This is a genomic window from Pseudomonas sp. BNK-7 (assembly GCF_048072025.1).
Lineage (GTDB): Bacteria > Pseudomonadota > Gammaproteobacteria > Pseudomonadales > Pseudomonadaceae > Aquipseudomonas > Aquipseudomonas danubii.
In genome coordinates, this window is the sequence record NZ_CP182252.1 from 4,977,039 (window position 1) to 4,996,838 (window position 19,800).

Consider the following 19,800-nt stretch of genomic DNA (forward strand, 5'->3'; position numbering starts at 1 on the left):
TTGGGGTCAGCCGGAGATGCAGGCCTCCCCCGCCTTGCGCACGTCCTGTGGCCGCAGGGGGTTGTTGGACATTTGCTCATGCAGCTTGATGCTGCTGCCGCCAGAGCGCTCATCGATGTAGAACACCGCCGCCGGAGCCGCCGACAGGCTCTGCGGGACGATCACCCGGTAACCTTCCTTGCGCGGCTCAACCTGCAGTGCGCCACGGCTGCCGGAGAGCTTCCCAGACAGGCAATTGGCGTACTCCTGGGGCTTCTTGCCAGAGATGACACTCAGGGTCGGCGGCGTCTGGTTGATATCCGAGACGGAGGCACAACCGCTGATGGCCATGGCCAGAACCCACACCCAGCGCTTCATATAAAATCTCCAATAAAAATCCATCCGACAGCACAGGCGCTGCTTTTCTCCAGAGGCACGGCTTTATCGCCGATAAAAATCCAAATAACTGTTTTAAATTGTCAAAGCCCGAGGCCGGGGCCGAATAATAACCCTTTGGGCCTGATAAACTGCGCCATCGCCCACGCCAACGTTTTGTTTTTGTAGATATAGCCCTTCTGGAGGCGCCCATGAAATTCATCCACCAGCGCGAGCACCTGAACGAAGACGATATCGTCGTCATCGAATGCTCCCAGGTCTGCAACATTCGCCTGATGAGCGACGCCAACTTCCGCAGCTTCAAGAATGGCGGTCGTCACACCTATCACGGCGGAGCCTTCGACAAGTTCCCCGCCAAGATCACCGCCCCCAGCACCGGCTTCTGGAACATCACCATCGACACCGTCAATCGGCGCCCCATCAGCGTGACCCGCAAGCCGAACCTGACTCACTCGATCCGCATCATTCGTCGCTCCAGCTCGAAACTGCGCTAAGCCCCAACCTCCTCGCGACAACAGGTAACCCCGTGCCTCAGACCACCAAATACGTCATCAAATACAAGCTCAATGGTGAGCGCCGCTTCGAATTTGCTCAGCTTGAAAACGGTACCCAGGAAGAAGCCCGGGCCGCCCTGGAAGCCCTGCATGGCCAGTCCGACGACGTCATCAGCGACGTCAGTGTCAGCAAGGCCTTGTAGGCCGTCTTTGCCCAAGACCGATTCAAGCGCAAGCAGCGGAGTGTGCATGGGGTGCCTGAGCCCCAGACTGGAGGAAATCTCTTGCACCCAGGACACTCCCGCCATGCCTGTTTCCTCGCTCCAGGATCGCCTGCAACAACTGGACTGGGCCCGTATTGAGCAGGCCCTCGACCAAGACGGCTGCGCCCGCCTCGAAGGCCTGCTGAGTGCCGGCCAATGCCAGTCCCTGAGGGATCTGTACAAACACCCTGCGCTGTTTCGCTCGAAAGTGATAATGGCCCGCCATGGATTCGGCCGTGGCCAGTACCAGTACTTCCGTTACCCCTTGCCGGAACCGGTCGCCGAGTTGCGCCAGCAGCTGTATTCGTATCTGGTGGACCAGGCCAATCGTTGGAACCAGAGCCTGAATATCGACATCCGCTACCCGGCAGAACATTCGGCATTCATCCAGCGTTGCCAGAGCGCGGGACAGCAGCGCCCCACTGCGCTGTTACTGCAGTACGGCCCCGAGGACTACAACTGCCTGCATCAGGATCTGTATGGCGAGCACGTATTTCCCTTGCAAGCGGCCTTCCTCCTGTCCCAGCCTGGAACGGAGTTCACCGGCGGCGAACTGGTGCTCACCGAGCAGCGTCCGCGTATGCAGTCACGGCCACAGGTCATTGGTCTGAAGCAAGGTGATGGGGTGATATTCGCCGTGCATCATCGGCCGGTAAAAGGTTCCCGCGGGTACTATCGAGTCACCCTGCGCCATGGCGTCAGTCGCGTACACAGCGGCCAGCGCCACACCCTTGGAGTGATTTTTCACGATGCCTTGTAGCCATGAGCCGCCCGGCAGCCTCGGGCTTTTCGATGAAAGCGATCTGCAACAGCCGGCACGCATCGAGGTGCTTGGCCCCCAGTCCCGCGTCCTGCGCGGCTTCGCCCTGCCGTGGATCGAAGGGCTACTGCCACAACTTGAGGAAGTGCTGGCCGCGGCGCCGTTTCGCCACATGATCACGCCCGGCGGCTTTACCATGTCCGTCGGCTTGAGCAGTTGCGGCCTGTTGGGCTGGACCAGCGACAGCAAAGGCTATCGCTACAGCCCTATTGATCCGCAAAGCCTGCGTCCCTGGCCGGCAATGCCCGAGGTGTTCCGCCAGTTGGCGCAGACGGCAGCCGAAACCGCCGGCTTCAAAGGCTTCAACCCCGACTCGTGCCTGATCAACTGCTACCGGCCCGGCGCGAAGATGTCCCTGCACCAGGACAAGAACGAGCGCGACTTCAGCGCCCCCATCGTCTCCCTGTCCCTGGGTCTGCCGGCAATGTTCCTTTTCGGCGGCCAGCAGCGCGGCGACAAAAGCCAGCGGGTGCCATTGCTGCACGGCGACGTGGTGGTCTGGGGCGGCGTCGATCGCCTGCGCTATCACGGGGTGCTGCCCCTCAAGGACGGCAGCCATCCCCTGCTCGGCCAGCAACGGATCAACCTGACCTTTCGCCGTGCCGGCTCAGAGGTAGAGTTCAACCGCAAGCCCCGGAGTGCCGATCAGGCACCGGGCCGTTAATCTGGCCGCCACTCCGCGCCGAGCACCGACCATGAATGCCCTGACACGCAAACAACAGATTGAACAGGACCCACGCTGGCAAGCCGTGCTCAAACGCGACGCCCGCGCCGATGCGACGTTCGTCTATGCCGTCCGGACCACCGGGGTGTACTGCCGCCCCAGCAGCCTGTCGCGCCTGCCAAAGGCGGAAAACGTCGAGTTCTTCGACAGCGCCCAAGAGGCCGAGGCGGCGGGTTATCGTCCGAGCAAGCGTCAGGCCAGCGACCAGACCCAGGTGGCCGCGCACCATGCGGCACTGGTGGCCGCGGCTTGTCGGCAGATCGAGGCCGCCGAGTCGGCCCCCAGCCTGGAGCAACTGGCGCAGCATGCGGGCGTCAGCAGCTACCACTTTCACCGGGTATTCAAGGCCGCCACCGGACTAACACCGCGGGGCTACGCCAATGCGCAACGCTCGCGCAAAGTCCGCAGCCATCTGCAAAGCGGGCACACGGTGACCACCGCCCTGTACGACGCCGGCTTCAACTCCAACAGCCGTTTCTATGAAGCTGCAGATCAGTTGCTGGGCATGAAACCCAGTGACTACCGCGCTGGCGGGCCCAACACCGATATCCGCTTCGCCGTGGGCCAGTGCTCCCTGGGCGCGATCCTGGTGGCCCAGAGTCACCGGGGCGTCTGCGCCATCCTCCTCGGAGACGACCCCACCCCGTTGGTGGAGGAACTGCAGGACAAGTTTCCCCGCGCCAACCTGATCGGTGCCGACGCAGATTTCGAACGCCTGGTCGCCCAGGTCGTGGGCTTTGTCGAGGCGCCGGCCATCGGCCTGGACCTGCCCCTGGACCTGCGCGGCACCGTATTCCAGGAACGAGTGTGGCAGGCCCTGCAAAGCATTCCCGTCGGCAGCACCGCCAGCTACGCCGAGATCGCCCAGCGTATCGGTGCCCCCAAGGCCATGCGCGCAGTGGCCCAGGCCTGCGCGGCCAACACCCTGGCGGTGGCGATCCCCTGCCACCGGGTGGTGCGTAGCGACGGCAGTCTTTCCGGCTACCGCTGGGGCGTGGAGCGCAAGCGTCAGTTGCTGGAACGCGAAACGCTGTCCGAGGCCTGAATCCCGATGTAGATCGCCAGCGAATCGGCGCTGGTATAGACCTCAAAGTCCGTGGCAAATGCCCGATCTTGAGCACCCCCGGGAAAAGTCAGCTGGCCGAGGACGCCCCTCTCCTGCTAAAAACCACCGGCTGCCTCGTCCAATCCTGCCGCCGGAGAACCATGCACATGAGCCAATGGACCGATAGTCGCCTCCTCGATCTGCTGGGCATCGACCTGCCCATCATTCAAGCCCCCATGGCGGGCGCCAACGGCTCCGCCATGGTGATTGCCGTGTCCCGGGCCGGCGGTCTGGGCTCGTTGCCATGCGCCATGCTCACCCCGGAACAGATCCGCCAGGAAGTGCAGGTCATTCGCTCAGCCACTCGGCAGCCGCTGAACCTGAACTTCTTCTGCCATCAGGTACAGGCCGTGGACAGCGCGCAGGAGAGCCGCTGGAAGAACGCCCTGCAACCCTACTACCGCGAACTGGGCGCCGACTTCGATGCACCGACGCCGGTCAGCAATCGGGCGCCCTTCGGCGAAGCGGGTTGCCAGTTGGTGGAAGAGCTGCGGCCCGAGGTGGTGAGTTTTCACTTCGGATTGCCAGAGCCGACGCTGCTGGCCCGGGTCAAGGCCACCGGGGCCAAGGTGCTCTCTTCGGCCAGCACCGTGGACGAAGCTCTATGGCTCGAAGCGCGCGGCTGCGACGCGGTGATTGCCATGGGCTACGAAGCTGGTGGCCACCGGGCAATCTTCCTCAGCGACGACCTCAACACCCAGGTGGGCACCATGGCCCTGGTGCCGCAGATCGTCGATGCACTGAAGGTGCCGGTGATCGCCGCCGGTGGCATCGGCGACGCCCGGGGCATTGTCGCGGCAATGGCTCTGGGCGCCTCGGCAGTCCAGCTGGGCACTGCCTACCTGTTCACTCCAGAAGCCAACATCAGCGCCGCCCATCACCGGGCCCTGCGTACCGCCAAGGAAAGCCAGACCGCACTGACCAACCTGTTCACCGGCCGCCCCGCTAGAGGCATCGTCAACCGGGTGATGCGCGAAATCGGCCCCATCAGTTCCCTGGCGCCAGCGTTTCCCCGCGCTGGCGGAGCCTTGCTGCCGCTGAAGGCCAAGGACGATGCCGACTTCGCCAATCTCTGGTCCGGCCAGGCCCTGCGCCTGGGAGTGGAGCTGCCTGCCTACGAGCTGACCCAGCGTCTGGCCGAACAGGCCCTGGCGCAGCTCAAGCGGCGCTGACCGGCCGGCGCCGCGACCACGGTCGCGGTGCTGGTTGCCGCACCGGTTGATGTGCCGGTTGCAGCCCTTTGCCAGCGAGGCCTGCGGCACAGTTCCGCTGATCGAGAATTCGCTATATATTTCGCTATACAGCGACACTCGCTGCCCTGGGTGCAGACTCCCTCCGAGCATTCGCTGCCCAACGCGCCCTTTTCTCCAATGGAGCTGTTCGATGAACCTTAGTGCTTCAGGTTTTGCCCCGACTTGCCTCGCTAGCCTGCTCGCCCTCTTCGCCTTCGGCTCGGCCCAGGCCGCTGAAGTCCAGGTGGCGGTCGCTGCCAACTTCACCGCACCGATCCAGGCCATCGCCGCCGACTTCGAAAAAGACACAGGCCACAAGCTGGTGGCCGCCTACGGTGCCACCGGGCAGTTCTATGCCCAGATCAAGAACGGCGCGCCTTTCGAGGTCTTCCTCTCTGCCGACGACAGCACCCCGCAGAAACTCGAAAGCGAGGGCGACATCGTCAAGGGCTCGCGCTTCACCTACGCCATCGGCACCCTGGCCCTGTGGTCGGCCAAGGACGGCTACGTCGACAGCCAAGGCCAGGTGCTCAAGGACAATCAGTACCAGCACCTGTCCATTGCCAACCCCAAGGCGGCGCCTTACGGCCTGGCCGCGACCCAGGTGCTGGCCAAGCTGGGCCTGACCGACAAGGTCAAGGCCAAGATCGTCGAGGGCCAGAACATCACCCAGGCCTATCAGTTCGTCTCCACCGGCAACGCCGAACTGGGTTTTGTCGCCTTGTCGCAGATCTATAAAGACGGCAAAGTCACCAGCGGCTCAGCCTGGATAGTCCCGGCCCAGATGCATGATCCAATCAAGCAGGATGCGGTGATCCTCAACAAGGGCAAGGACAACCCGGCCGCCAAGGCGCTGGTTGACTACCTCAAGGGGCCCAAAGCCGCCGCCGTCATCAAATCCTACGGTTATCAACTGTAAATGAGCCTTTCGAGTGCCGATTTTTCCGCCATCTGGCTGACCCTTAAACTGGCGTCCCTGACGACCCTCATCCTGCTGGTCATCGGTACTCCGATTGCGTTATGGCTGTCGCGCACCCGCTCCTGGTTGCGCGGGCCGATCGGCGCCGTGGTGGCATTGCCCCTGGTGTTGCCACCCACGGTGATAGGTTTCTATCTGCTGCTGGCCCTCGGGCCCAACGGCTTCTTCGGCCAGTTCACCCAGTCCCTGGGGCTGGGCACCCTGACCTTCAGTTTCAGCGGCCTGGTGCTGGGCTCGGTGATCTATTCCATGCCCTTTGTGGTGCAACCGCTGCAAAACGCCTTTTCTGCCATTGGCAGCCGCCCTCTGGAAGTGGCCGCCACCCTGCGCGCCAATCCCTGGGACACTTTCTTCTCGGTGATCCTGCCTCTGGCCCGGCCGGGCTTCATCACCGCCTCGATTCTCGGCTTTGCCCACACCGTCGGCGAGTTCGGCGTGGTGCTGATGATCGGCGGCAACATCCCTGACAAGACCCGGGTGGTCTCGGTGCAGATCTACGATCACGTCGAGGCCATGGAGTACGCCCAGGCCCACTGGCTGGCCGGCGCCATGCTGGTGTTCTCGTTCCTGGTGCTGCTGGCGCTGTACTCCAGCCGCAAGACCCGTGCTGGCTGGAGCTGAGTCGATGAGCATTCACGTCAAGCTGAACCTGGACTACCACGACTTTGCCCTGGACCTCGACCTGCAACTGCCGGGGCGCGGCGTCACCGCGCTCTATGGCCATTCGGGCTCGGGCAAGACCACTTGCCTGCGCTGCATTGCCGGCCTGGAAAAGGCCGGACGTGGGCGGATCCAGATCAACGATGAAATCTGGCAGGACAGCCAGCGCCAGCTGTTCATCCCGCCCCACAAGCGCTCCTTGGGTTATGTATTCCAGGAGGCCAGCCTGTTTCCCCACCTGTCGGTCCAGGCCAACCTGGAGTTCGGCCTGCGCCGCATTCCCCGGCAGCAGCGCCGGGTGGACATGGCCCAGGCCACCGAGTTGCTGGGCATCGGCCACCTGCTCCAGCGCCACCCGCAGAACCTCTCGGGCGGCGAACGCCAGCGCATCGGCATCGCTCGAGCCCTGCTCACCAGCCCACGGCTGCTGCTGATGGACGAACCCCTGGCAGCCCTGGACTCGAAACGCAAAGGTGAAATCCTGCCCTATCTGGAGCGGCTGCACGACGAGCTGGATATCCCGGTGCTGTACGTCAGCCACTCCCAGGATGAAGTGGCGCGGCTGGCCGACCATATCGTGCTGCTCAGTGACGGCCGCGCACTGGCCAGCGGTCCCATCGGGCAAACCCTGGCACGACTGGATCTGCCCCTGGCTCTGGGGGATGACGCCGGGGTCGTGGTGGAAGGCCGGGTCAGCGACTATGACGCGACCTACCAACTGCTGACCCTGCAACTGCCCGACAGTCAATTACGGGTTCGCGTGGCCCACCAGCCCCTGGCGCTGGGCAAGTCCCTGCGTTTCAAGGTCCAGGCCCGGGACGTCAGCCTAAGCCTGCAGGCCAGCGAACACAGCAGCATTCTCAATCGCCTGCCGGTGACCGTCAGCGACGAGATTCCCGCAGATAACGCCGCCCACGTCCTGGTACGCCTGGACGCGGCCGGCACCCCGCTGCTGGCCCGCATCACCCGCTACTCCCGGGATCAGCTCGACCTGCACCCCGGTCAACAACTCTGGGCGCAGATCAAGGCGGTGGCGGTACTGGCGTGACACCGGGCAAGCCAGCCCTTCGGCATGCGCGCCGAACCGGTACCGATCGCCTGAACTTCACGTTGAAACGCGCCTGGATATAAAAAAGAGGTCTCCACACTAGAACGGGTTCGATTACTTCATCGTAGTTGCCCTGGAGTCTCGATCCATCGAGCAACTACGACAAATGACAACACTATTTCAGAGGGAAATAGTTCAGGTAGTAAATTCAACCACTCCGCCGCTCAAGTGATACATGGCACCGACTATTTTTATTTTTCCTTCTTTTTCCAACTGGCTCAGCATGGAACTTTCCTGGCGAATTTCATTGATGGTGTTCTGCACGTTGGTCTTGGCCACTGCATCCACAAACTCATCGTTCTTACTGCTGCGTTCTCCAGCGTACTTAGTTGCACCGATGGCCGGTTTGATCTTGTTCAGCAGCCCGGTCAGGCTACCCAATTCGACATTGTCGATAGCACCTTTGATGGCGCCACATGCAGTATGCCCCATCACCAGAATGACTTTGGCCCCGGCGGCCGCACAGGCGAACTCCAGACTGCCGATCAGGTCACTGTTGGCGACATTCCCGGCGATACGGGCATTGAAGGTTCAGCGGGCTTGTCAGCCAGATAATTCCGCGGTTAGGCTACGCACCTTCTTTCCCGTCCCTGGACGATTGCCGACGTGAACAACTAAGCCTTCCCAAAATGTCTTCGCAATGAGCCCTGCAAGTGCTCATTGGCCTGCTAACACATTTTCCGGAGGTGCTGATGACTCACGTCACCCGGCTGCCTGCGCTGGTTTCACTGAACCAGCTGACTTATCAATTCGCCAATGGCGAAACCTTGCTCGATGCCCTGACCCTCAGCTTCGATCGCCTGCCCACGGCCATAGTCGGGCGTAATGGCATGGGTAAATCCCTGTTGCTGCGCCTGATCGCCGGAGAACTGCAGCCCTCTTCCGGCAGCCTCAATTGCGCCGCCAGCCTCGCCTATGTCCCCCAGGACCCGCTGCCTGCTCCGCAGCAGACGGTGGCCCAGGTCGCAGGCGTCGCTGATGCCCTGAGGGCCCTGCAGCGCCTGGCAGCCGGTAACGCCGACCCGGAAGACCTGCTGCGGGTGGATGACCGCTGGGACCTGGCCGAGCGCCTGCGTCAGGCTCTGGATGAGGCCGGCTTGCAACACCTGGAACCGGATCATCCGGCGGCGAGCCTGAGCGGCGGGCAACTGGCCCGAGTGGTGCTGGTCGGTGCTCTGCTCAGCGACGCCGACCTGCTGTTGCTCGACGAGCCCAGCAACCACCTGGACCGTGCCGGACGCTGCTGGCTGATGGCGCAACTGCGCCACTGGCGCGGCGGCTTGATCCTGGTCAGCCATGACCGCCAGTTGCTGATGCAGGTACAACGCATCGTTGAGCTCAGTCCCCAGGGAGCCCAGGTCTACGGCGGCAACTACGCGCTGTACCAGGCTCAGCGTCAGGCCCATGACGATGCCGCCCAGGCGGCACTGGAACATGCCCGCACCCAGCGCAGCCGTGAACACAAGCGTCTGCAACGCGAGCACGACACCATCCAGCGCCACGCCGCTACATCGCGTAAATACGCCAAGACCGCCAACATCTCCAGCTTCGAGCGAGCCAAGATACTCGGCGCCGCCCGGGACATCATGGGTCAGGTGCGTCACAGCCATCAGGGGCACAAGAGCGCCCTTGATGAGCAAGTACGCAGTGCCTATGCCCGGGTTACCGCGCAACAACCGACCCTGCTGACCCTGCCCGATACCACCCTGCAGGCAGGCCAGCCAGTGCTCAACCTGCAGCAGGCGCAATTGCCCTGGCTGGACCGCCGGTCGCCGGCGTCCTATCTCACCTGCAACATCAGCGGCCCGGCACGCATTGCCCTGATCGGCCCCAACGGTTGCGGTAAATCCACATTGCTGAAGATGCTCGCCGGTCAATTGCAACCCCTGAGCGGCGACTGCCGGGTGACGGTGAACAGCGCCTATCTGGACCAGCACCTGCTGCAACTGGCCCCCGGCACCTCATTGCTGGAGCAACTGGCCAATGCCGCTACACCACTGGAGGAAAGTGCCTTGCGCACCTGCCTGGCACGCCTGCAACTGGATGCTCGGCGGGTGCAGCAACCCTGCGCCCTGTTGAGCGGCGGAGAGCGGCTGAAAGCGGCGTTGGCGCTGGCATTGTGGGGGGGCAGCCCGGCGCGCTTGCTGCTGCTCGACGAGCCAACCAATCACCTGGACCTGGAATCGGTACAGGCCTTTGAACAAGCCCTGCGGGACTACCCCGGGGCACTGGTAGTGGCGTCCCACGATCAGGACTTCCTCCAGGCCCTGGCACCGACCCATGAGCTGCAATGGTCCCCACGGGGCTGGGAGTTACTGGAGCGTCGCCAATAACACAGTGCCTTATCGCAAAAAACCGCGGACAGGCGCGTGCCCATGCTAGATTCGCGTCCTCTTATCCATAGACAAGGAGCGTCACGCCATGCAGTTCGGCTACACCATCATCTATGTGCCCAAGGTCGAAGATTCCCTGGCCTTCTTTGAGCAGGCTTTCGGCTTCAAGCGGCGGTTTCTCCATGAGTCCGGCACCTACGGTGAACTGGAAACCGGTGGCACCACCCTGGCCTTCGCCGATCACGACCTGGCAGAACTGAACTTCAAGGCTGGCCACGTCGCCGCCCATTCCTCGCCGCACCCTCTGGGCATGGAACTGGGACTGGTAACCGACGACGTCCATGCAGCCCATGCCCGAGCCCTGGAACAGGGCGCCCAGGAACTTGCGGCCCCCAGCAGCAAACCCTGGGGGCAGACGGTGTCCTACGTGCGTTGTCCGGATGGCACCCTGGTGGAGCTCTGCACCCCAGTGGGTGCTTGAGTCCAGGGAGTACGGGAGGAAGTCGGGCAGAACGTTACTTGAGCTTGACGGCGGTCCCGGTGGCAAACACCACCACCATGCCGCCACGCCCAGAAGGCATGCTGATCTCGAAATCCACGCCGACCACTGCGTCGGCGTTGAACTGACGGGCCCGCTCCTTGATTTCACTGGTGGCCTGGATCCGCGCTTCCTTCAAGGCGCGCTCCAAGGTCTGAGAGCGACCACCAAAGAAGTCGCGCATGCCGGCAAAGAGATCGCGGACCACGTTGATACCCTGGACGGATTCAGCACTGACGATGTCCAGATACGCGGCAATTTCCCGACCTTCGATATGGGCGGTGGTGGTGACAATCATGTATTTCTCCCTTGAACAGACATTCCGTCCCGAGCTCCCGGGACATTAAGGCTGGCGATGGTATCAGAGCGACGGTGAGGGTCGGTCATGGGCGACAATGGCGTCGCCACACACAACAGCCCCGCTCTGGAGCGGGGCTTGGGATCAGGGCTTCAAGGGACGTTCTTCGTCCAGTTCCGACAGGCTCTTGCCATCGTCCGGGTGTTTCCAGGTTTGCGGTGGCGGCTCCTTGTGCTCGACCTGGTACTGCGCCGCCTCGTCACTGCGCTCCTGCTCATAAGGGCGTTGCTGTTGTGTTGCCATGCCCACCTCTCTTCCTGAAGGGATTTTTGACTCGCCATTTCAGGTTAGAACAGATCCGGTAATGGCTCGTTTTTGCCGACAAAACACACCCTGAGCAAGATGAAACTTCTTTCACCCAGACGCTAACTCCGTCTGTGTATAGTTGCTTCGCTCATTCAAGCAACTACAGTTCGCCCGCGCGCTCGCGCGGGCTTTTTTTTGCCTCAAGCCCCTCTGCGGGGGAGCTGTTACTGCGGATCAATCTCCTGGCAGTCCTTGAGCAGTTGCTGCTCCTTGGCGGTGTGATCTGCCTCCAGGAACGACAACACGCCCAGCTTGCCCTTGGTGTGCCAGCGAAAGCTGTTCTGTTCATCGTCTGCCACATACAGCGCGCCGGAAGCCGAGCGAGCAATGTGCATGGGAATCAATTGCTCCTTGTAGTAGAGCGTGGCAAACGAGGTGCCATTGTCGATATTCAGGTAGGCCGCATCGATGCGGACATTACCCTCGCACTGATAGCGCGCCACCTGGCTCTGATAGGTCGGCTCAGGGGCGGGCGCCTGCGCCTGGGCAGCCTCGGTCAAAATCGGCAGGGCCGAAGCCAGAGCCGCGGCGCAGAGCGTTGCGAGACGAGTTTTCACGGTATTTCCCCCGAATGGTCAAAGATGCCCCATGGGACTGGTGATAGCGATTTTAGTTCATGCCCGAGAGGCCTTCGCCCGGTCCTGCCGACCGCTCCAGAGCAGAGGGCTCGTGTGCAGGGCTGAAGCTTGCGGAACCAGATATTGATGCATCGCCCCACCCTGCACGTCGCCGTTACAGGTGCCTGATCCCATCAGCTAGAACAGCTCGTCCAACTGTTCAAAGAAGATCCGCCTTGAAGGATTGTCCGGGAGTCCCAAGCCTTGGAGAAACTCAGCCGCGTCCGCCTCGCAAAGCACTTCGCGGAGATCGCGTTGGATAAAGGCGATGTCCAGCCAGCGGTCGGCCAACCCGCCCCGCCCCAGATCGATGAAATACAGCTCATCGCGACCATCGATGAAGATGTTGCTGTCCCCCAGATCACCATGGGAAAAAACCAGGTCTTCAATGGGCCGGGTACGCTGCAGATGCGTCCGCAGGGCCTCGGGGCCGGCCAACCCAGGCCATTGGGCCAGGTCATATTCCGCAGCGCACAGTCCCTGGGCCATCAGGTAATCCAGCTCGGCGAGGCGCATCGAGACTCCGGCATCGAATGGACACTCGTCCACCGCCACTGACTGCATTTGATGCAGCGCCTCGCGAAACAGCGGCAGTGCCGGTTGGCCGGCGGCTATGCAAGAGGACAATGGAACACCCGGCACAGAGCGGGTAATCATAAACTCGCCTTCACCCCCCGACTCCACCAGCACCAGTTCGGGAACCTTGAGGCGCCCGTCCAGCCAATCAAGTACACGAGCCTCCCGCAAGACGCTGTAGGTGGTGGGGGCATAGAGAGCCGCCGAGAACTTGAGGAAGAAGCGCTCGTTGCCGCGAAGGAAGCTATACACACGGCAAGGCGACTCACCCACGGTGTCCGGGACTAGCTGCGCATCACCAATGAAGCGCGCGATGGCCTCAGGCAGTTTCAATGTCATGGGGGTCACACTGTTTCCAACCATTTTTATCAGACCGATACCGGGGGCTCGACCCGATCGCGGGGCATCAGGGTCAAGTAGTCTTCAAGGGAGTCCGAGGACAGCGGCTTGATCATGATGCGCACCCTGTGCCGTAACTGGCCCAGCTCTATCCCGTCACGGGTACGGGCCTCGACATAGCCACAGGCTCTCCAGAAACCCTCGGCCCGGACGTTCTCGAACACCACGCTCAACCGCAGCCAGCGCGCGCCCTACCCGGCCGCCCAGTCTTCAAGCTCGCGGTGCAACTGCCGGGCAACGCCCCGGCCCTGCAGCGAGCTGGCCAGCAATCCAGTGGTTGAATGAGGCAATAGCCCTTGTGGCATGGGGTAAAACTCCTAAAGGTCCACAAGACCCGTGCATGAAAGGGCGATCCTAGTGCTCCCTGCCCCCCCGGGGACATGGTCAATTTGTTGAAAAATGTGTAGGGCACTGTGCCGGACCAAGACTCAGGTAGGCGACAGGACTTATCATCGACGCCCCTCGCCAGCGGCTCAGCCCGGCCCCACCCAACAGCGGATTCCAGCCATGCCTACCCCTTTGTCCTCGCCGGGTTACCAGCGCCTGCTGGACCTGCAGCAACGCATCCATGGCTTCACCCGGGACCAGGCAGCCGAGCGCGACGACCACCCCGAAGACCTGACGGGGCCGCTGTGGGTCAGTGACTACAACTACCTGGCCCTGGCCCCAATGCGTGGTGGCCTGCATCTGGAGTTTCATGGCGACCTGTGGGAAGAGCCCTTTGCCTGGACCCTGGAATGCCTCGCCGACCAGGCAGTGGCCGACACCCTCAGTTCCCTGGCCTTTTCTGGCCCGGACCAAGGGTCAAACGGCACCCGCGAATGGGAGTTCACGCCCTTGTTGGACAGCGACGTGAACTTTCCCATTCTCAGGTCGCTGTCGGTTCGCCCCAGCGAGCCCCAGGATCACAATGCCTCGCTGATCCAGAAAGCCGGCATGCTGATGGAGGAAGCAGGAGAGATCGCCCGCTTTGTCGCCAAGGCGCCGCATCTGAGCGAATTGACCCTGCCCAATGCCCCCGACTCGAGCTTCTTCCAGGTCCATCTGCCGCACCTTACCAACCTGCGTATTGGCGGCCATTGGGACACCCAGCACTTCATTGCCAACCTGGCCAGCTCGGACAATCTGCCGCGGCTGAGCAACCTGGACTTCACCGAATCCAGCGCGCTGCAGAACAACTGGGCGGATCAGCGCGAAGAACAGTCCGTCACCTCCTTCGCCGACTATGAACAACTATTCGCCAGTACTGCCTGCGACCCTTTGAGGGCGCTGCGCCTGCGCAACACCTGCCTGAGCCTGGAACAGCTCGAGAGCCTGCAACAACTGCGCCCTGCATTGCAGTTCATGGTGATCCAGGCCACTGGAGGCGGCTACGTAAAGCATTTTGCCCGGCAAGTATTTCCCTGGCGGCATCTAGTGCAGCCGGATCCGGGACAACGCTGAAACAGCCAAGGAACAGCAAGCGACAATCAGTGCTAGGTTTAAGCGTCGATTAATTGAGTTTCCACTCTGGGCGCAAGTTTGCAGTCTCCGCCATGACCGAAAGGAATCGTTCATGAACGCGGACTACAAACTGAAAAAAACAACCGGAAACACTGCCAAAAACCTGCTTTATCTGCTCTACAGCCTCTGCAGCTACGTGATTTTTCTCCTGACCTTTCTCTACTTGATTGGTTTTCTCTGTTCGTTGTTGGTACCAAAAAACATTGACTCAGGGGTATATCACCATGGGCTGGTTGCAACAGTTATAGATATCGCCCTTATCACCCTGTTCGCGGTCCAGCACAGCGTCATGGCCCGCGAAGGCTTCAAGAAAAAAATAACCAGGATCATTCCCGCCCCCATAGAGCGAGCGACTTATGTTCTATGCAGCAGCCTGATGCTGATCCTCTTGTTCATCCTGTGGCAACCCATCCCGGCCGTGGTCTGGACCGTTCAGGCCGAGGGTTTCAGAGGGTTGCTGAACGGCTTGTACTGGGCGGGATGGGGGCTTGCGCTAATGGCAACCTTTCTGATCAGCCATCTTGAGTTATTTGGTTTGAAACAGGCTTACCGTGGCATCTACAAAACCCAGCCGGAGCCCCTCAACTTCATCACGCCCTTTCTCTACAAGGTTGTTCGCCACCCCATGTACCTGGGCTTTCTCATAACCTTCTGGGCAACGCCTGAGATGACTGTCGGACACCTCGTGTTCGCACTGACCTGCACCGCCTACATATTCGTGGGAACCCATCTCGAAGAGAAAGACATGGCCAGAGTCTTTGGCAAGCAATACCTGGCTTATAAACAGCAGGTTGGCATGCTGCTGCCTTCACGCAAAAAAACCTGAGTTGCGAAGAAGGTTGAACGCTCTTGAAATCCTGATTGGGAGGACGTCTCCAACAGTCACTCCCCTCCCCCACAGGTCCTTCAAGAGAAACGCACCTGCCGTCGACATGGACCTGATATGACCAATACGTCGCTATTGAAGAGGCGCGACAGTCACATCGGTCTGCCCGCTCCGGGCCAGTGCGGCCTTGACGAATCCTTCGGCCTTCTTGCGCTTGATGAAGTCCCTGACATAGGTCGCGCCTGCTTCCCGCTGCCGCGGCACTGCCATGGCCTGACGAATAGCCGTAAACGCACCCTCCAGTACACGATAACCCGGAGTGTTGGCCGCCATCTGCTCCAGGGATTGGCGCACGCCGGCCGCCGCATCAAGATGCTGTTGAAGATAAAGCTCGACCGCACCCGCCGAAGTTTCCGCCCGTTCAAGCTGAGCATGTTTCAACGTACGAGACAGAAACAGGTCGTAGGCCGCACCTTTGCCCACTGCCAACCGCAGGCCTGGCTGGTCAAGATCCTCGACCGCCTGGAAAGGTGAATCCGCCGCCACCAGATAGGTGCCCTCAATGATGACGTAAGGCTCGCTGAAGGCGATCTGCTCCTCACGCACTGGCTCGATAGCCAGAAAAGCGACATCCCAGATGCCCTCCTCCAACGCCGCAAAGACCTTGCCGGCAGCATCGAAAGTGGCCATCTGCAAACTTACGCCGAGCTCTTCAGCCAGAGCGCCTGCCAAGGCGACCGACACACCTTGCGGCGAACCATCACTACCTTTTTGCGCCAGGACTGGGTTGCCAAAATTAATCGCGGCCCGCAGCACGCCTTGCGGTGCCAGATCGTCCAGGACCGCTTGGTTGATAGCACTCATGTTTTGCTCCGTGAATGAGGTTCAGAAAAAAGCAGGACCGGTGACCGGCAACAGCTAACTGATGGACTCGGACTCGCGCATCACTGTCTTTGCACTATGAGAACAGCCGCCTCAACCCTTTCGCCGTTGCGACCAACCGATCATCATAAAAACGCTCCCGGGTATCCAAAAACCGGGGTTAGAGGTGCCCATTCCCACAGCGAGCAGGGTCATGCCAACTACGAACAATGGTTGCCTGAACAGATTTTCCATAACAAAGAAGCTCCTGTAAAAACCAGCCTCATTTAATCAGAACCGCGCCGTTTGAGTGCGGTAAACAGCACATACCGTCTAGCGTACTCGGTTGGCTCCCCTGCCGATCTTTTCTCAAGGCAATAAAGAACCCGCTCAGGGCGGGTTCCAAGGGGGGCACGCTTAATAGCCTGCTTGAGAGCGGACAGTGCCAACTTCAGAAAGCAGGTCCGGATTCAACCGGACCTGCCAGATGACCTGCACTAAGGGCATTCGCAAGTAGAAGGACCAAACACCGGACCGCTGCACGGGTCCTTGGATGGGCCAAATACCGGGCACGCAGCCTGGGCAGTCAGGGAAAAACCACAGAGCAGCAGCACAGCCAACATGACTTTCTTCATTTGTAACCTCCTGGTCATTAGACGAGCAATCCATGCCCACTATCGAGGGCACGAGCAAACACTTAGGGGCACTCGCAAACCGTAGGTTCAAGAACCGGGCCCCAAACACCCGTCCCTCACGCGCCTGCCACCAGATCGGTCAGCGAGCACGCCAAAGGACCCGAAACAGAAAAGACCAGTCACGTCGGTTGCGCCAGTGTGGTGCATTGTCGCGCCAGAGACGAAGCGAACCCGCAGTCATCACTCCTATCGGATAGGCTAAGACCTTTCGAAGGTAGTCCAATCGATAACGCCACCTACGTGACAGTGAACAGACAAGCCCACTCCTGAGCCCAAAGGAAAAAATGATGCAACTACTGCCACTCGCCCCCTCAACTATTGGTGAAACGCTTGAACTGCGCCCACTGGAAAATGATGACTTCGAAGCGCTGTACCGTGTGGCATCCGACCCTCTGATCTGGGCTCAACATCCAAGCCCAACGCGCTATCAGGAGCCCGTATTTCACCATTGGTTTAACGAGGCACTTGCTTCAAAAGGCGCGCTTATCGTTATCGATCGCAGCCATAACCAAGTGATCGGTTCCTCTCGTTATTACGAGTTCGATGAGAAGAAGCGAGAAGTGACGATCGGGTACACCTTCCTGGCTCGTGATCGTTGGGGAGGCGGAACCAATAGAGAGTTGAAACATTTAATGCTGACCCATGCATTTCAATGGGTGGACACCGTTTGGTTTCACGTTGACAGCCAGAACGTTCGCTCTCAACGCGCCATGGAAAAAATCGGCGGGCACCTCTCCCATCGCGCCATCAGACAACTCACTGATCGCACTCAAGAGTACCTGCTCTACAAAATAGAGAAGCCGAGTCGCCTTGATTAATACAAAAGCCCGGCATTTGGCCGGGCTTCGCATTTCACAGACAGGAGCATTCAGCTATGTACCACCAATACACTTCCTGTCTATTTCAAGCTCACCGCGAACCTTGATTTCTCGCAAATCAATCTCGGTTGCTCGTGAGCCCTTGACTCCAGCAGAGCGCTCACCATAGATCTGTGAGCCTTGCACACCCGAGTATCTCATGCACTTGTACATGATCAGTTACTGGCAATGAAGGATGCCACGCCCCCTTATAACTCTGTACACGCGCCTCTTCTAAAAATCATCGGCTTTTTAAAATCACACCACTCATATATTGATTTAAATCGCGAAAATCATTAACCCGCCAAGAGAATGGCGATAGCTTTACACCATTCTCCCGTAAAGTTCTTGGAATCAAGTCGCCATTGGGTCGCAGTATGACTGATGAAACAATAACGCCTGGATAATCATTTAGGCGCTTTTTAAATGCGGATGTCGTTAGATCAGGCGTGGGCGGATTGCTTTTATTTGCCAACGGCCCCGTCCCCTTGATATCTGCTCCGTGACACATAGCGCATCGCTGTAAATAGAGATTTTTTCCATTGGCATTATCCGCGAAAGATAGAGATGCTTGAATCAACGACATAACCCCTAGCGAAACGATGAGTAATACTTTTGCTTTCATTTTTTATGTGGCCTTATTGGAAAAACCAGATCTGAATCGAAGGAAAACCCCGGTCATACCTCTACAACATTCAACTCTCTCGAGAACATCTAGACCGAGATCATTCATTAGCAAGACGCTTCCCCCCGAGAAGTAAACTTCAGACCAAAGGGTATTTCGTTTGACATGCCCGAGCACTAGCCTGATATCAGCTCGTTGATTTAACAGAACAATCCCCTCTAGAACTGGCCGACGTCATCAGCAGCACGCAATTCAGTGGTGACGCACCGCACGCCAGGAAACTGGGTGAGCTGGAAAAAGGTTAAGCCCGCACGCGCCACGCCCACTCTGTCTCGTCCAATCGACTATAACGCTCATGGCTGGAGTAACGCCCGCAGTTGCAAAGGAACTTCAATAACTTCTCTGGTAATCGGTGAGACGCAAACGTGTGTAAGGCTAGAAGTAAACGCCATAACATCTGGCGTCAAACTGCCCTCGACTAAAAATGCGAACGAGTGAAGCCCAACACTGGAAACACTTACCTTAATTGAAAGCTCATCATCCCAAGTGACCGGATGAAGAAACTCCAGCGAGAAGGCCCTTGCTGGAGGCAGTAAATTAAAACCTAGCAGCGTTCTTAATCCGGGTCCGGACAGCCAAACTGTAAGTGCATCATGAACGGCCTCAACCACAAAGTACGAAAACCTAGGTGTATAGACAATCCCCTCCGGATCACAGTCGCCGAACAATACCTTCCTCTTGATAATCACTGAGTTCGGCACAAGATCAATCCTTAATATTGAGTGACGAAGTTATAACAACCAACTCGCAGCTGCTGTTTGCCCAAGGACACGATACCTCCCTCCCTTCTCCACTGCATAGACGGTATAGCGGCCAAGGACGAAGTCATTTCTGAAAAAAGTCGTGATGCAGCAATCCCCAGAAGCCGCGAGCATCTAGACCGTGACCGGCTGGGTCGCCGCCGATGGACGTGTCTGGGGTAACAATGAGCGTATGCCGCGCTGGCGCGGCGCTACGTGGCTTCAGCAAGCGTCAGCTCAAGGGAATGCTCCACTTTGAAGGTGTCGTGCGTGGCCGTCAGACTGTTCAGCAAGGAAAGACCAAGGCTAAACGCCATGTTGAAATCACTGACGAGCTGAAGATTGTTCTTGATCGAATAATGGCAAGGAAGAAATCCCACCAGCTCCACTCGATGCGGCTGACCGTGGCAGAAGCTGGCACGCCATGACGACGGCGATGTTACGCAGGCGCGTTTGATATGACCAGAGAGGCCGCAGGAGTTGAAAAACCCGACTTCCAGATGCGTGATTTGCGCGCCATTGCTGGCACAGACAAGGTGGAGTCGAGCGGCAATATCATGCAGGCCAACGATCAACTTGGGCATACCACCGTAATGATGACCGAGCAGTACATTCGCAACCGTAAAGACAAGAAGGTCTCACCCACAAAGCGAATTGCGGGCCATTGGATAACTTCTGAGCGGAAAGGTACAGGCATCTACACCGGCTTTCGCTCGTAAACCCTTGATTTTAGATGGTGCCCGAAG

At 59.6% G+C, this 19,800-nt stretch carries 26 protein-coding genes and 1 pseudogene; 16 read left to right on the forward strand and 11 right to left on the reverse strand.

Translation table 11 applies throughout. From position 1 onward, the window contains the following. Positions 1–6: 6 nt before the first annotated feature. Entirely contained in the window at positions 7–357 is a 351-nt protein-coding gene (locus tag ACMGF8_RS22435) for a hypothetical protein (RefSeq protein WP_102863253.1), read from the reverse strand. Between the two features lie 209 nt (positions 358–566). On the opposite strand from ACMGF8_RS22435, the gene ACMGF8_RS22440 reads away from it, so the two are divergent. The 9 genes from ACMGF8_RS22440 (at position 567) to modC (ending at position 7,700) form a co-directional block, all read left to right on the forward strand. Beyond that, on the forward strand, positions 567–869 hold the full coding sequence (locus tag ACMGF8_RS22440; protein WP_011061687.1) for a DUF1883 domain-containing protein: 303 nt from the start codon (positions 567–569) through the stop codon (positions 867–869). Between the two features lie 32 nt (positions 870–901). Further along, the gene (locus tag ACMGF8_RS22445) at positions 902–1,072 is read left to right on the forward strand and encodes a hypothetical protein (protein ID WP_162884057.1); all 171 of its coding nucleotides are present in this window, start codon (positions 902–904) and stop codon (positions 1,070–1,072) included. 103 nt (positions 1,073–1,175) lie between these two features. Beyond that, complete coding sequence (locus ACMGF8_RS22450) at positions 1,176–1,892, forward strand: 2OG-Fe(II) oxygenase (RefSeq protein ID WP_305949955.1); 717 nt, start codon at positions 1,176–1,178, stop codon at positions 1,890–1,892. Then, on the forward strand, positions 1,882–2,616 hold the full coding sequence (gene alkB / locus ACMGF8_RS22455) for a DNA oxidative demethylase AlkB (protein WP_416757126.1): 735 nt from the start codon (positions 1,882–1,884) through the stop codon (positions 2,614–2,616). The genes ACMGF8_RS22450 and alkB overlap by 11 nt, the downstream gene beginning before the upstream one ends. Before the next feature lie 31 nt (positions 2,617–2,647). Beyond that, positions 2,648–3,721, forward strand: a complete 1,074-nt coding sequence (ada, locus tag ACMGF8_RS22460; protein ID WP_416757128.1) for a bifunctional DNA-binding transcriptional regulator/O6-methylguanine-DNA methyltransferase Ada — start codon at positions 2,648–2,650, stop codon at positions 3,719–3,721. Between the two features lie 167 nt (positions 3,722–3,888). Next, positions 3,889–4,953 (forward strand): NAD(P)H-dependent flavin oxidoreductase, encoded by a 1,065-nt coding sequence (locus ACMGF8_RS22465; protein WP_250330659.1) that lies wholly within the window; start codon positions 3,889–3,891, stop codon positions 4,951–4,953. A 211-nt stretch (positions 4,954–5,164) separates the two neighbouring features. Further along, positions 5,165–5,932: a molybdate ABC transporter substrate-binding protein gene (gene modA, locus ACMGF8_RS22470; RefSeq protein ID WP_102863248.1), complete on the forward strand. Its 768-nt coding sequence runs from the start codon at positions 5,165–5,167 to the stop codon at positions 5,930–5,932. Continuing rightward, entirely contained in the window at positions 5,933–6,613 is a 681-nt protein-coding gene (gene modB / locus ACMGF8_RS22475; RefSeq protein ID WP_102863247.1) for a molybdate ABC transporter permease subunit, read from the forward strand. Between the two features lie 4 nt (positions 6,614–6,617). Then, positions 6,618–7,700: a molybdenum ABC transporter ATP-binding protein gene (gene modC, locus ACMGF8_RS22480; RefSeq protein ID WP_207165993.1), complete on the forward strand. Its 1,083-nt coding sequence runs from the start codon at positions 6,618–6,620 to the stop codon at positions 7,698–7,700. Between the two features lie 195 nt (positions 7,701–7,895). On the opposite strand, the pseudogene ACMGF8_RS22485 reads toward modC, so the two are convergent. After that, positions 7,896–8,279: pseudogene (locus ACMGF8_RS22485) on the reverse strand (carbonic anhydrase family protein); the annotation flags it as partial. 173 nt (positions 8,280–8,452) lie between these two features. Here ACMGF8_RS22485 and ACMGF8_RS22490 point away from each other — a divergent pair. Together ACMGF8_RS22490 and ACMGF8_RS22495 are read left to right on the forward strand one after the other, a co-directional pair. Then, positions 8,453–10,093: an ABC-F family ATP-binding cassette domain-containing protein gene (locus ACMGF8_RS22490; RefSeq protein ID WP_102863574.1), complete on the forward strand. Its 1,641-nt coding sequence runs from the start codon at positions 8,453–8,455 to the stop codon at positions 10,091–10,093. Between the two features lie 88 nt (positions 10,094–10,181). Then, positions 10,182–10,574, forward strand: coding sequence for a VOC family protein (locus ACMGF8_RS22495; RefSeq protein ID WP_306400145.1), 393 nt, complete (start codon positions 10,182–10,184; stop codon positions 10,572–10,574). 34 nt (positions 10,575–10,608) lie between these two features. Here the strand turns inward: ACMGF8_RS22495 and ACMGF8_RS22500 are convergent, their stop codons facing one another. From ACMGF8_RS22500 to ACMGF8_RS22520, 5 genes are all read right to left on the reverse strand, one after another. Beyond that, positions 10,609–10,929, reverse strand: a complete 321-nt coding sequence (locus ACMGF8_RS22500; protein ID WP_102863244.1) for a YbjQ family protein — start codon at positions 10,927–10,929, stop codon at positions 10,609–10,611. A 144-nt stretch (positions 10,930–11,073) separates the two neighbouring features. Then, positions 11,074–11,232 (reverse strand): hypothetical protein, encoded by a 159-nt coding sequence (locus tag ACMGF8_RS22505; protein ID WP_162884058.1) that lies wholly within the window; start codon positions 11,230–11,232, stop codon positions 11,074–11,076. Between the two features lie 227 nt (positions 11,233–11,459). Then, entirely contained in the window at positions 11,460–11,852 is a 393-nt protein-coding gene (locus ACMGF8_RS22510; protein ID WP_102863243.1) for an MliC family protein, read from the reverse strand. Between the two features lie 198 nt (positions 11,853–12,050). Continuing rightward, positions 12,051–12,827 carry an APH(3') family aminoglycoside O-phosphotransferase gene (locus ACMGF8_RS22515; protein ID WP_250330663.1) on the reverse strand — a complete coding sequence of 259 codons (777 nt, stop codon included), beginning with the start codon at positions 12,825–12,827 and terminating at the stop codon, positions 12,051–12,053. Positions 12,828–12,856: 29 nt separating this feature from the next. Next, positions 12,857–13,051, reverse strand: a complete 195-nt coding sequence (locus ACMGF8_RS22520) for a hypothetical protein (RefSeq protein ID WP_205413474.1) — start codon at positions 13,049–13,051, stop codon at positions 12,857–12,859. Positions 13,052–13,394: 343 nt separating this feature from the next. Between ACMGF8_RS22520 and ACMGF8_RS22525 the strand changes: the two genes are divergently transcribed. Further along, positions 13,395–14,330, forward strand: a complete 936-nt coding sequence (locus tag ACMGF8_RS22525) for a hypothetical protein (protein ID WP_416757133.1) — start codon at positions 13,395–13,397, stop codon at positions 14,328–14,330. A 112-nt stretch (positions 14,331–14,442) separates the two neighbouring features. Then, positions 14,443–15,216, forward strand: coding sequence for a methanethiol S-methyltransferase (mddA, locus tag ACMGF8_RS22530; RefSeq protein WP_416757135.1), 774 nt, complete (start codon positions 14,443–14,445; stop codon positions 15,214–15,216). A 132-nt stretch (positions 15,217–15,348) separates the two neighbouring features. Here the strand turns inward: mddA and ACMGF8_RS22535 are convergent, their stop codons facing one another. Both ACMGF8_RS22535 and ACMGF8_RS22540 read right to left on the reverse strand, forming a co-directional pair. After that, entirely contained in the window at positions 15,349–16,080 is a 732-nt protein-coding gene (locus ACMGF8_RS22535; RefSeq protein ID WP_416757137.1) for an ABC transporter substrate-binding protein, read from the reverse strand. Positions 16,081–16,574: 494 nt separating this feature from the next. Then, complete coding sequence (locus ACMGF8_RS22540) at positions 16,575–16,712, reverse strand: PA0050 family protein (RefSeq protein ID WP_240322014.1); 138 nt, start codon at positions 16,710–16,712, stop codon at positions 16,575–16,577. 347 nt (positions 16,713–17,059) lie between these two features. Between ACMGF8_RS22540 and ACMGF8_RS22545 the strand changes: the two genes are divergently transcribed. After that, entirely contained in the window at positions 17,060–17,590 is a 531-nt protein-coding gene (locus ACMGF8_RS22545; protein WP_416757140.1) for a GNAT family N-acetyltransferase, read from the forward strand. A 280-nt stretch (positions 17,591–17,870) separates the two neighbouring features. On the opposite strand, the gene ACMGF8_RS22550 is transcribed toward ACMGF8_RS22545, so the two are convergent. Together ACMGF8_RS22550 and ACMGF8_RS22555 are read right to left on the reverse strand one after the other, a co-directional pair. Then, positions 17,871–18,254, reverse strand: coding sequence for a c-type cytochrome (locus tag ACMGF8_RS22550; RefSeq protein WP_102863236.1), 384 nt, complete (start codon positions 18,252–18,254; stop codon positions 17,871–17,873). A gap of 353 nt (positions 18,255–18,607) precedes the next feature. Beyond that, the gene (locus ACMGF8_RS22555) at positions 18,608–19,015 is read right to left on the reverse strand and encodes an acyl-CoA thioesterase (protein WP_207166003.1); all 408 of its coding nucleotides are present in this window, start codon (positions 19,013–19,015) and stop codon (positions 18,608–18,610) included. A 224-nt stretch (positions 19,016–19,239) separates the two neighbouring features. On the opposite strand from ACMGF8_RS22555, the gene ACMGF8_RS22560 reads away from it, so the two are divergent. Both ACMGF8_RS22560 and ACMGF8_RS22565 read left to right on the forward strand, forming a co-directional pair. Then, complete coding sequence (locus ACMGF8_RS22560) at positions 19,240–19,482, forward strand: hypothetical protein (protein WP_162884059.1); 243 nt, start codon at positions 19,240–19,242, stop codon at positions 19,480–19,482. Positions 19,483–19,512: 30 nt separating this feature from the next. Then, complete coding sequence (locus tag ACMGF8_RS22565; RefSeq protein WP_416757143.1) at positions 19,513–19,773, forward strand: hypothetical protein; 261 nt, start codon at positions 19,513–19,515, stop codon at positions 19,771–19,773. Positions 19,774–19,800: the final 27 nt, after the last annotated feature.